Origin of the sequence: Streptomyces sp. BHT-5-2 (assembly GCF_019774615.1) — a bacterium.
GTDB lineage: Bacteria > Actinomycetota > Actinomycetes > Streptomycetales > Streptomycetaceae > Streptomyces.
In genome coordinates this window covers 1605676-1616968 of record NZ_CP081496.1, presented here as the reverse complement: position 1 = coordinate 1616968, position 11293 = coordinate 1605676, and the positions used below count along the sequence as shown (strand labels likewise).

The following is an 11293-nucleotide window of genomic DNA, read 5'->3' as shown; positions in this document are numbered from 1 at the left end:
GGCCCGGCCGGGCGGCCGGAGCGAACTGGGGGGACCTGGCGTGGGCTTCATGGACCGCGTACGCGGCGAATTCATCGACATCATCGAGTGGACCGACGACAGCCGGGACACGATCGTCTGGCGCTTCCCGCGCTACGAGAACGAGATCAAGATGGGCGCCAAGCTCATCGTGCGCGAGTCGCAGGCCGCCGTCTTCGTCAACCAGGGCCGGATCGCGGACGTCTTCGCGCCGGGCATGTACGAGCTGCAGACGGGCAACCTGCCGATCCTGGCGACGCTCCAGGGCTGGAAGTACGGCTTCCACTCGCCGTTCAAGGCGGAGGTCTACTTCGTCACCACCCGGCAGTTCACGGACCTGAAGTGGGGCACCCAGAACCCGGTGACGGTGCGGGACCCGGAATTCGGCATGGTGCGGCTGCGGGCCTTCGGCGGCTACGCGACGCGGGTGACCGACCCGGCCCGGCTGATCACCGAACTCGCCGGCACCGACCCGCAGTTCCGCACCGAAGAGGTCGAGGAGTACCTGCGGCAGCTGATCGTGGGACGGCTCGGCACGCTGCTGGCCGGCGCGGGCATCCCGATGCTCGACCTCTCCGCGCGCCAGGCCGAGCTGGGCGACCGGCTGGCCAAGGCGCTGACCGACGAGCTGGCGCCGTCGCACGGCCTGTCCATCCCGAAGTTCATCATCGAGAACATCTCGCTGCCGCCCGAGGTCGAGCAGGCCATCGACGCCCGCAGCCGCATGGGCATCCTCGGGAACGTCGACAACTACGCGCGCCTCCAGGCCGCGGACGCGATCCGGGACGCGGCGAACAACCCGGGCGGCGCCGGCGAGGGCATCGGCCTGGGGCTGGGCATGGCCGCCGGCCAGCAGATGGCGCAGGCGTTCGCGCCCCAGCAGGGCCAGCAGCCGCAGCAGCCCGCCGCTCCGGCGCCCGGTGGCGCGGCCGCTCCGCCGCCGCTGCCCGGCCAGCAGCAGTACCAGTGGCACGTGGCCGTGAACGGGCAGCAGCAGGGCCCCTACGACCACGCCACGTTCACCGGGCACATCGGGTCGGGCGCGGTCCGGCCCGGCATGCTCGTCTGGCGCGAGGGAATGGCGGGGTGGCAGCCGGTGGAGAACGTGCCCGAGCTCGCCTCGTACTTCCGCGCCACCCCGCCGCCGCTGCCGCCGCAGGTCTGACCCACCGCCAGGAGGCCGTGTCCCCGTGAGCTACCAGCCGTATCAGCCGCAGCAGCCCTACCAGCCACCACAGCAGCCGTACCCGCAGCAGCAGCCCTACCCGCAGCAGCCGTACCCGCAGCAACAGCCGCCGTACCAGCAGCAGCCGCCGCAGCAGCCCTATCCGCAGCAAGCACCCCAGCAGCCGTACCCGCCTCAGCAGTACCCGCAGCAGGCACCGCAGCAGCAACAGCCACCGCAGCAGTACTCTCCACAGCCGCCCCCGCCGCCGTACCAGCAGCAGCCCGGCCAGGCTCCGCAGCCCGAGCAGCCGCAGACATACGCGTGCCCGAGCTGCGGTTCCACCGCCGAGTACGCCCCGGGGACGAACTCCCTGCGCTGCCCGAACTGCCGCTTCGAGCAGCCCATCGCGCCCGTCAACCGCGAGGTGCAGGAGCACGCCTGGGAAGAGCTGGCTTCCCTGGCGCCCAAGCAGATGGCGGCCGGCGGCCAGGTGCTCAAGTGCCCCGGCTGCGGCGCGACCAACGAGACCAGCGCGCTCTCCGGCCGCTGTCAGTTCTGCGCCACGCCCATGGTCGCCTCGGCCGCCGCCGACCGGATCGTGCCCGAGGGCCTGGTGCCCTTCCGCGTCGACAAGCGCGCCGTGCACGACAGTCTGGGCAAATGGGCCAAGTCCCGCTGGTTCGCGCCGAACAGCCTCAAGAAGGTCAACACGGCGGAGACCCTGCACGGGACGTACGTACCGCACTGGACGTACGACGCCGCGACCACGTCCTCCTACCACGGCGAACGCGGCGAGGAGTACACCGTCGGGAGCGGCGACGACAAGGAGACCAAGGTCCGCTGGTACCGGGTCGGCGGCACGGTCAACCGGTTCTTCGACGACGTCCTCGTCCCCGGCGTCGGACACGTCTCACCGGAACGGCTGGAGGCCCTGGAGCCCTGGCCGCTGAAGCAGGCGGTGGCCTACCAGGAGGCGTATCTGGCGGGCTTCCGGACGCTGCGCTACGACGTGGAGCCGGAGTCCGGGTTCGAGAACGCCCGGCAGAAGATGGCCAAGGTCATCGACAAGGACGTCCGGAAGGACATCGGCGGCGACCGCCAGCGGGTGCACTCGGTCGACACCTCCTACGCGTCGGTGACGTACAAGCTCCTGCTGCTCCCGGTGTGGTTCGCGTCCTACGTCTACAACGGCAAGCAGTGGCAGGTGATGGTCAACGCCGAGACCGGCGAGGTGACCGGCGACCGTCCCTACAGCCCCGTGAAGATCGCCTTCGCCGTGCTCCTGCTGGCGGTGGTGGTGACCCTCGCGGTCGTCTTCGGCCGCCACCACCACTGACGGACCGGCCCGGCGACGGGCCCGGTGCCACACCGGGTCCGTCGCCCCGGGCGCCCTCGCCCCGGTCCCTCAGGACGCCATCAACAGCGGTGCGCCCTCTCGCCACTTGAGGATCTTGTCGAAGCTGACCACCGCGCCCCGCCGGCCCGTGCGGTTGCGGTACTGGACGTGGTCGGTGAGTGCCTCGATCAGAAAGAGCCCCCGGCCGTCCTCGGCGTAACCGGGGGCCTGCGCGGGGGCTGGGACGGTGACCTGCGGCAGTGCGCGGTCCGCGGTGGTATGGGGAGGGGCGGCGCCGTGGAAACCGGGTCCGGAGTCGGTGACCTCGATACGGCAGGTGTCGCCGTCGATATAGGCGGTGACGCGGTAGTCGTCGCTGGCGTCGCCACCGTGCTCGACGGCGTTGGCACACGCCTCGGAGAGGGCCACCGAGAGGTCGTAACAAATGTCCGGGTCGACGCCGGCGGTCTCCATCGCGCCCAGCAGCAACCGCCGGGCGAGCGGCACACTCGCGGGCTCACGCCGCAGATGGAGGGTCCACCAGATGCTCATCGCTCCTGCCTCCTGGCCACGGCTCGACATACCGATACGTATTGCCGGGGCGCAAGGTCGGTAAGCATCCTCGGGACGTGATGCCGCTCATTCGGCGGATGCGGAAAGTGAGCGCACAGGTGTAGGCGAGGTGCCGGCCGCACGCCTCCGCGCGCCCGCCCCGGGACTCCGGACGCCCCTGGTGGGCGCCCCCGTGACCAGGCCGCACCGTAGCCGGTGAAACCCTGCCGTACGCGGCGAAGGGGGGCAGTGGGATGATGGCGGCCGCCATGACTGCCCCCTCCGTCCCCACAGCGCGGGCGGCCGCCGATCTGCGGCTGCTCCGGGCCGCGGTGTTCACCGCGGCCTGCGTCATGCTGTCCGCGGCCGGGCACATGGTCGCGTCGTGGGCCGCGATCCCGCTGTGGACGCTGGCGCTGGCCGCGGTCGCGGTGTTCGCGGTGGCGGTCCCGCTGGCCGGCCGGGAGCGCTCGCTGCCCGGTATTGCGGCCGGTCTGGCGGTCGGCCAACTGGCGCTGCACACGCTGTTCGCGATGGGCCAGCACCCGATGCCGGTGCTGTCCGCGCAGGCTTCCGGCCTCTCGGACCAGGCGGCGGTCGCGCTGGCCCGGCACCTGACGTGCGGGCTGGACGGCGTCCGGCTCGACGGCGGCACCGCGCGGCAGTTGCTCGGCCCCGGCGGCACGGACCTGGCCGGGAACGCCGGGCTGGTCGGCGCCGGCGGGCACCCCATGAGCGGTGCCGACGCCCCGATGATGGCGCACTGCCTGGCGCCGTCGCTGCCCATGTTGCTCGGGCACCTGCTCGCCGCGGTCGGCCTCGGGTGGCTGCTGCGGCGCGGCGAGGCGGCCCTGTGGCGGCTGGTGCGGCTGTCCGCCCCGGCGGCGCGCGAGCTCACGGCACGGGCGCTGGTCGGCGCGGTGCGCCGGTCGCTCGCGCTGGTGCGGGTACTGCTCACGGCGCTCGGCGCGGCACAGGAGAAGGCGCGGCGCGCCCCCGCGGCACATGCGGACAGGCCGGGCCCGCAGGATCCGGCGCTCCACCACAGCGTCGTACGGCGCGGCCCGCCGGTCGCCGGCCGGCTCGGCCTCCTGGCCACCGCGGTCTGACACCACGCGCAGCACGCTCCCGGAGCAGAACGGGGACGGACGGCGGCGCGCGGCGGCAGCGTGCGCGGGCCCGGCCAGGGCCACACCGCCACCCCACCCCGCAGCCATTCCCCCTCCTTCCGTCTCCCAGTGGAGCGTTTCACCATGACCAAGAAGTCCGGTATGTCAGAGATTTCGGTCGGTGCACCGTCACCTTCGTCCGCGTCCTCGGCGCCTTCGGCGTCCTCCTCGTCCGCGCGGCGGCTGGTCCGCCGGCTCCCCGTCGTCGGCGGGATCGCGGCCGGCAGCGTGCTGCTGCTGGCCGGCCCGGCCTTCGCGCACGTCACCGTGCAGCCGGGCACCGCGCCCAAGGGCGGCTTCGCCACCGTCGACATCAAGGTGCCCAACGAGCGCGACAACGCCTCGACGGTGAAGGTCGAGGTCTCCCTGCCGACCGACCACCCGCTGGCCTCCGTCATGCCGCAGCCGGTGCCCGGCTGGAAGGTGGACATCACCAAGTCCAAGCTCGCCAAGCCCCTGGAGATGGAGGGCGAGAAGATCAACGAGGCCCCCTCGAAGATCACCTGGACCGCGGAGGACAAGGGCATAGCGCCCGGCCAGTTCCAGCAGTTCCCGCTCTCCGTCGGCCAGCTCCCCAGCGACACCGACCAGCTGGTCTTCAAGGCCCTCCAGACGTACTCCGACGACCAGGTCGTGCGCTGGATCGAGCCGGCCAAGCCCGGCGGCCCGGAGCCGGAGAACCCGGCGCCGGTGCTCAAGCTGACCGCGGCCGGCGCCCAGGGCACCGGCGACGCGTCCGACGGCAAGAACGGCGCCCGGGGCGACACCGCGGCCGCCGCGCCGGCCACCAGCGACACCACCGCGCGGGTGCTGGGCGTCGTCGGGATCGTCGTCGGCATCGCCGGCGTCGCCTTCGGCGTGCTGGCCGGCCGGCGCCGCAACACCTGACCTCGCCCCGCCACCGGACGCGGTCGGACCGGCGCACCCCACGCGCCGGCCAGGCACGCCCCGGTACGACCCTCCCGACCGGCGCCCGCCACGGGCGCCCCGACGAACACCCCGAACCCCGTACACCCATCGGCCCCGCGCCACGGAAAGACCGGGACACACCCATGCACAGAAGGAAACTGCTGGTATCCGCCCTGGGGGCGGCAGCCGCGCTCGGCCTCACCCTGACCGCCTGCGACAGTGGCGGCGACCAGCCCGCCGCCGTGGTCTCCGGCGGGACGGCGGCCAAGCCGATCGTCACCCTCGACAGCCCGATGGAGAAGCCGGACCTCACGCTGACCGACACCGACGGCAAGTCCTACGACCTGCTGGAGAAGACCAAGGGCCACCCGACCCTGATCTACTTCGGCTACACCAACTGCCCGGACGTCTGCCCCACCACGATGGCCAACATCGCGGTGGCGGTGAAGCAGCTGCCGGCGGCCGAACGCAGCGATCTGCGGGTGGTCTTCGTGACCTCCGACCCCGAGCGCGACACCCCGGCCCAGCTCAAGAAGTGGCTCGGCGGCATCAACAAGGACTTCATCGGGCTCACCGGCCCGTTCAAGAAGATCCAGCAGGCCGCCCGCAGCGTCAACATCGGCATCGAGGCGCCGGTCAAGAAGAAGAACGGCGACGTGGTCTCCACCCACGGCGCCCAGGTCCTGCTCAGCTCCCCCAAGGACGACAAGATCCATTGGATGGGGCTGCAGGAGGCCACCGCAGACAACTACACCACCGCACTTCCGAAGATCACCAAGGGACAGAACCCGTGACCCGCCGCACCACCCCCCGCACCCCGCTCACCACGCTCACCCCCGTCAGCCGCCGAATAGCCGTCGGCTCCGCGCTCGCCGTCGCCGCCGGCCTCACCCTGGCGGGCTGCGGCGGCGGGGACGGCAAGCCCCAGCTCTCCGTGAGCGACGCCTACATGCCGCAGCCGATCACCGACGGCATGGCCGGCGCCTACTTCGTGGTCAAGAACAGCGGCGGCACCGCCGACAAGCTGACCTCGGTCACCAGCGAGCTGTCCAAGGACATCTCCATCCACAAGACCACCGGCAACAAGATGGAGCAGGTCGACTCCCTGCCGGTGCCCGCCAACGGCGAACTCAAGCTCAGCGCCGGCGGCAACCACCTGATGTTCATGGGCCTGACCCACAAGCCCACCGCGGGCCAGAAGGTCACCGTCGAACTGCACTTCGCCACCGCCGACCCGGTGAAGGTCGACATCCCGGTGAAGCCGGCCGACTACCGGCCGGGAAAGTGACGGCCGCCGCGGCACCGCGGACGCCATGACATGACGGGCCCCGACGGGCCCGGTGGAGGAAACGGACACCTCATGCCAACGGGAAGGGGAGCGCACACCATGGCCCTCACCGGCTTCCGGCCGCGACGGCTGCTGGTCGTCCTGGCCGTGCTGTTCGGCGCGCTGACCGCGGGCATCGCCCCGGCCAGCGCGCACGCCGCGCTGACCGGCAGCGATCCCGCGTCGGGCTCGGTCGTGGCGCACGCGCCCGAACAGGTCGCGCTCACCTTCTCCGAGGGCGTGGCCATGGGTGACGACTCACTGCGCGTCCTGGACCCGCACGGCAAGCGGGTGGACCGCGGCAAGCTGCGCGACCTGTGCAGCGGCACCGTCGTCAAGTACGCGGCGGGGCTCCCGCCGGGGCTCGCCGACGGGACGTACACCGTCGCCTGGCAGGCGATCTCGGCGGACAGCCACCCGGTGTCCGGTGCCTTCACCTTCTCCATCGGGTCGCCGTCCACGACGACCGCCGCCGTCCCCCAACAGCAGGCCGGCGGCGGCCTGGTGGGCGCGCTCTACGAGATCGCCCGCTACCTCGCCTACGCCGGCTTCGTGCTGCTGGCGGGCGGCGCGGCGTTCGTGCTGGCGTGCCGGCCGGCCGCCGCCGGGGTGCGGTCCGTGCAACGGCTGGTGGTCCGCGGCTGGGCGCTGCTGACCGGCGCCACACTGGCGATGCTGCTGCTGCGCACCCCGTACACCGGCTCCGGGAAGCTCGCCGACGTCCTCGACCTCGGCGGGCTCCAGCAGGTGCTGTCGACCAAGCCGGGGGCGGCGCTGCTCTGCCGGCTGCTGCTGCTCGCCGCGGCGGCGCTGTTCGTGGCGGTGCTCTTCGGGGCGTACGCCCGGGCGCACGCCGCGGTCGCCGCGGACGCCCCGGCACCGGCGGACGCGGGCCCCGGAAACGCCGAGGCCGTCAAGCGGCGCCGGAGCCTCACGCTCGCACTGGCCGCCGGCGGGGTGGTGGTCGCCGCCGGGCTCGCCACCACCTGGGCGATCGCCGAGCACGCCTCGACCGGGTTGCAGCCGGCCGTCGCCATGCCCGTCGACGTCCTGCACCTGCTCGCGGTCGCCGCCTGGCTCGGCGGGCTCGCGGCGCTGCTGGTGTCCCTCTACTCGGGCCCGGCGGTCGAACGGGCCGCCGTCCGCCGCTTCTCCCGGATCGCCTTCGGCTCCGTCCTGGTCCTGGTCGCGACGGGTACGTACCAGTCCTGGCGACAGGTCGGCTCCTGGCACGCGCTGACCGACACCACCTACGGGTGGCTGCTGCTGCTCAAGGTGGGCCTGGTGCTGGTCATGGTGGCCGTCGCGGGCCTCTCCCGCCGGTGGACGGGCCGGCTGACGGCCACCGACGAAACAGCGGCCCGTACGGAGCGGGAGGGGACGGAACCGCGGACGGAGCACGAAGACGCACCGGACCGGGACACGGAGCAGGACACCGAACAGAGCACCGAACAGGACGCCGACCGGGATCCGGCGGATCCCAACACCCCCGAGCCCGCCCTCGCCACCACCTCCGCCTCCGAAACCGACTCCACTCCCACCAACCCCACCCGCGCCGCCCAACTGGCCCGTCAGCAGGCCGCGTTGGCCACCGCCCGGAAGAAGCGGGTCCGGGACGCCGACCCGGTGCGGCTGGGGCTGCGGCGGTCCGTCCTGGCCGAGGCCGGCATCGCGGTGGTGCTGCTCGCGGTGACCACCGCGCTGACCACCACCGAACCGGCCCGCACCGAGGAGGCCGTCAGGGCCACCACCGCCGGGCGGGCCACCGACGCCAACCAGCCGCGGGTACTGACCGTCCCGTTCGACACCGGCGGCCCGGGCGGCAGGGGCACCGCCCGCCTCGACCTCGACCCGGGGCACAGCGGCGGCGGCAACGAGCTGCGGCTGCGGATCGCCGACCCGTCGGGCAGGGCCCGCGACATCCCCGAGGTGAAGGTCGCCTTCACGCTCGACGCGAAGAAGCTGGGGCCGCTCCCGGTCACGCTGCGCCACAGCGGGACCGGCCACTGGACCGCGAGCGGCGTCCAACTCCCGGTCCCCGGGCGGTGGCAGCTCGCACTGCTCGTCCGGACCTCAGACTTCGACCAGGTGACCGAGACCAGGAACGTGACAATCAACTGATGAGCAAGCAGCTGGACACCACGGCCGCGGCCCCGGAGGAGCACCCCGCCGCGGACGGCCCCACCCTGGAACTCTCCCGCCGCCGGCTCCTCGGGACCGTCGGCGCGGCCGGCGCCGCCGGGCTGGTCCTCGGCGGCGCCGGCGGCGCCCTCGGCGCCTCGGCCGCGCAGGACGACGCCCCGGAGGCGCTGAGCACGATCGGATCGACCGAGGTGGCGTTCCGGACGGCGGGCGCCAAGCACCAGGCGGGCATCACCACGCCGTTGCAGGCCAGCGGCCACCTCATCGCCTTCGACCTGGCGCCCGGCGCCGGCCGCAAGGAGGCCGCCGCGCTGCTGCGCCGCTGGTCGCGGACGGCCCAGGAGCTGATGGCCGGGCGCACCCCGGACGCCGACACCGGCGTGGCGCTGGACGCCGGTCCCTCCTCGCTGACCGTCACCTTCGGCCTGGGCCACAGCTTCTTCGACCGGACCGGCCTGACCGCCCGCCGCCCGATCCAGCTCGACCCGCTGCCGGACTTCTCCGCCGACGCCCTGGACCCGAAGCGCTCCGACGGCGACCTGTGGATCCAGATCGGCGCCGACGACGCGCTGGTCGCCTTCCACGCGCTGCGCACGCTCCAGAAGGAGGCGGCGGACACCGCCCGGCTGCGCTGGCAGATGAACGGCTTCAACCGCACCCCGGGCGCCACCGCGCACCCGATGACCGCCCGCAACCTCATGGGCCAGGTCGACGGCACCAACAACCCCAAGCCGTCCGAGTCGGACTTCGACCGCCGCATCTTCGTCGGGGCGGACACACAGCAGGAGTGGATGCTCGGCGGCTCCTACGCGGTGGTGCGCCGGATCCGGATGCTGCTGGACGACTGGGAGAAGCGCTCCCGGACCGAGCAGGAGCGGGTCATAGGCCGGCGCAAGGACAACGGCGCCCCGTTGACCGGCGGCACCGAGACCACCCCGATGAAGCTGGACGCCACCGGCCCCGACGGGCTCCCGGTCATCCCCGTCAACGCGCACGCCCGGATCGCCGCCCCGGAGGCCAACCAGGGCGCGGCGATGCTGCGCCGCCCGTTCTCCTTCCACGACGGCTTCCGCGAGGACGGCGCCCCGGACGCCGGGCTGCTCTTCGTCTGCTGGCAGGCCGACCCGCTGCGCGCCTTCACCCAGATCCAGCGGAAGCTGGACCGCGGCGACGCGCTCTCACCGTTCCTGCGCCACGAGGCCAGCGGCCTGTACGCGGTGCCGCCGGCCCCGTCTTCCGGCGACTACGTGGCCCAGCCGCTGCTGGAGGGCTGACGGCCGGGTGGCGGGCGACCACTCCGCGGAACGCGTCCGCCCGCCACCCGGCCGCTCGGTATCGTGACAAGGGCAGGCGGAAGACGGCGGGGCGCTCCCGCAGGCATGTGAGGGAGTCCACGGATGTCGGCCAGTCGCTATACCTATCTCGGTCCCGCAGGCACGTTCACGGAGGCCGCGCTGCGCACCCTCCCCGAGGCGGCGACCCGCGAGCTGGTCCCGATGGTCTCGGTACCCGCCGCCCTGGACGCCGTACGAGCCGGGGAGGCCGCGGCGGCCCTGGTGCCGATCGAGAACTCCGTCGAGGGCGGGGTGACCACCACCCTCGACGAACTGGCCTCCGGCGAACCGCTGATGATCTACCGCGAGGTGCTGCTGCCGATCGCCTTCGCGCTCCTGGTCCGCCCGGGGACGGCGCTGGCCGACGTGAAGACGGTGACCGGCCACCCGGTCGCCCAGCCCCAGGTCCGCAAGTGGCTCTCGGCCCAACTCCCGGACGCGGTCTGGGAGTCGGCGGCCTCCAACGCCGACGGGGCGCGGCTGGTCCAGGAGGGCCGCTACGACGGCGCGTTCGCCGGCGAGTTCGCGGCCACCACCTACGGCCTGGAGTCGCTGGTCACCGACATCCACGACGCACAGAACGCCGCCACCCGCTTCGTCCTGGTCGGCCGCCCGGCCCGGCCCGCGGCGCCCACCGGCGCGGACAAGACCTCGGTGGTGCTGTGGCTGGCCGCCGACCACCCCGGCGCGCTGCTGGAGCTGCTCCAGGAGTATGCGGTCCGCGGGGTCAACATGATGCGGATCGAGTCCCGGCCGACGGGCGAGGGCATCGGCCGCTACTGCTTCTCGGTGGACTGCGAGGGCCATGTCACCGATCGCCGGGTGGGCGAGGTCCTGATGGGCCTGAAGCGGGTCTGCCGCGAGGTGCGGTTCCTCGGCTCGTATCCGCGGGCGGACGAGGTGACCGCGAACGTGCGGCCGCAGGTGACCGACACGGCGTTCACCGAGGCGTCGGACTGGCTGGCGCGCTGCCTGGACGGCCGGGGCTGAGCCCCGCCGCCGGCCGACCCCTTCTTCTGTGGACTACAGGCGGTGACCTGCGCCTTCGGCCGGGTCCGCGGTGCCGGTCCGGAGTGCCGTCCGGCCGCCTCTCCGGTTGTCCACAAAGTTATCCACAGGCTCACTTCTCGACCTGTGGGTAAGTCGACATGAGAGTCGGACAGAGTCGACATATCCCTCTAGTGACCCCACATCCGTCCACAGTCCCGCACAGTGGATCACCTCGGATGTCGTCAGCACAATTCCCGTGATCAATCCTTTAGGGCGAGGTAATCCCACACGAAAGAGTGCGTGAACATGGTTTGGACCGAGAATCCATAGGTGAGCATTTCGGACGCA

General features: G+C 72.7%; 10 protein-coding genes. 9 read left to right on the top strand and 1 reads right to left on the bottom strand.

The window, feature by feature from the left end:
- The first annotated feature begins 49 nt into the window (after positions 1-49).
- Positions 50-1183 carry an SPFH domain-containing protein gene (locus K2224_RS07070; RefSeq protein WP_260692364.1) on the top strand — a complete coding sequence of 378 codons (1134 nt, stop codon included), beginning with the start codon at positions 50-52 and terminating at the stop codon, positions 1181-1183.
- A 25-nt stretch (positions 1184-1208) separates the two neighbouring features.
- Positions 1209-2522 carry a hypothetical protein gene (locus K2224_RS07065; RefSeq protein WP_221905770.1) on the top strand — a complete coding sequence of 438 codons (1314 nt, stop codon included), beginning with the start codon at positions 1209-1211 and terminating at the stop codon, positions 2520-2522.
- A 69-nt stretch (positions 2523-2591) separates the two neighbouring features.
- On the opposite strand, the gene K2224_RS07060 is transcribed toward K2224_RS07065, so the two are convergent.
- Positions 2592-3074, bottom strand: a complete 483-nt coding sequence (locus K2224_RS07060) for an ATP-binding protein (protein ID WP_221905769.1) — start codon at positions 3072-3074, stop codon at positions 2592-2594.
- A gap of 269 nt (positions 3075-3343) precedes the next feature.
- On the opposite strand from K2224_RS07060, the gene K2224_RS07055 reads away from it, so the two are divergent.
- From K2224_RS07055 to pheA, 7 genes are all read left to right on the top strand, one after another.
- On the top strand, positions 3344-4183 hold the full coding sequence (locus K2224_RS07055) for a hypothetical protein (RefSeq protein ID WP_260692363.1): 840 nt from the start codon (positions 3344-3346) through the stop codon (positions 4181-4183).
- A gap of 162 nt (positions 4184-4345) precedes the next feature.
- Positions 4346-5131 (top strand): YcnI family protein, encoded by a 786-nt coding sequence (locus K2224_RS07050; protein WP_260692362.1) that lies wholly within the window; start codon positions 4346-4348, stop codon positions 5129-5131.
- A 164-nt stretch (positions 5132-5295) separates the two neighbouring features.
- Positions 5296-5946: an SCO family protein gene (locus K2224_RS07045; RefSeq protein WP_221905766.1), complete on the top strand. Its 651-nt coding sequence runs from the start codon at positions 5296-5298 to the stop codon at positions 5944-5946.
- Positions 5943-6440: a copper chaperone PCu(A)C gene (locus tag K2224_RS07040; RefSeq protein ID WP_221905765.1), complete on the top strand. Its 498-nt coding sequence runs from the start codon at positions 5943-5945 to the stop codon at positions 6438-6440. The genes K2224_RS07045 and K2224_RS07040 overlap by 4 nt, the downstream gene beginning before the upstream one ends.
- Positions 6441-6539: 99 nt before the next feature.
- Entirely contained in the window at positions 6540-8600 is a 2061-nt protein-coding gene (locus K2224_RS07035; protein ID WP_221909475.1) for a copper resistance CopC family protein, read from the top strand.
- Complete coding sequence (gene efeB, locus K2224_RS07030; RefSeq protein WP_221905764.1) at positions 8600-9895, top strand: iron uptake transporter deferrochelatase/peroxidase subunit; 1296 nt, start codon at positions 8600-8602, stop codon at positions 9893-9895. Before K2224_RS07035 ends, efeB begins: the two co-directional genes overlap by 1 nt.
- Positions 9896-10018: 123 nt before the next feature.
- Positions 10019-10945: a prephenate dehydratase gene (gene pheA, locus K2224_RS07025; protein ID WP_221905763.1), complete on the top strand. Its 927-nt coding sequence runs from the start codon at positions 10019-10021 to the stop codon at positions 10943-10945.
- Positions 10946-11293: the final 348 nt, after the last annotated feature.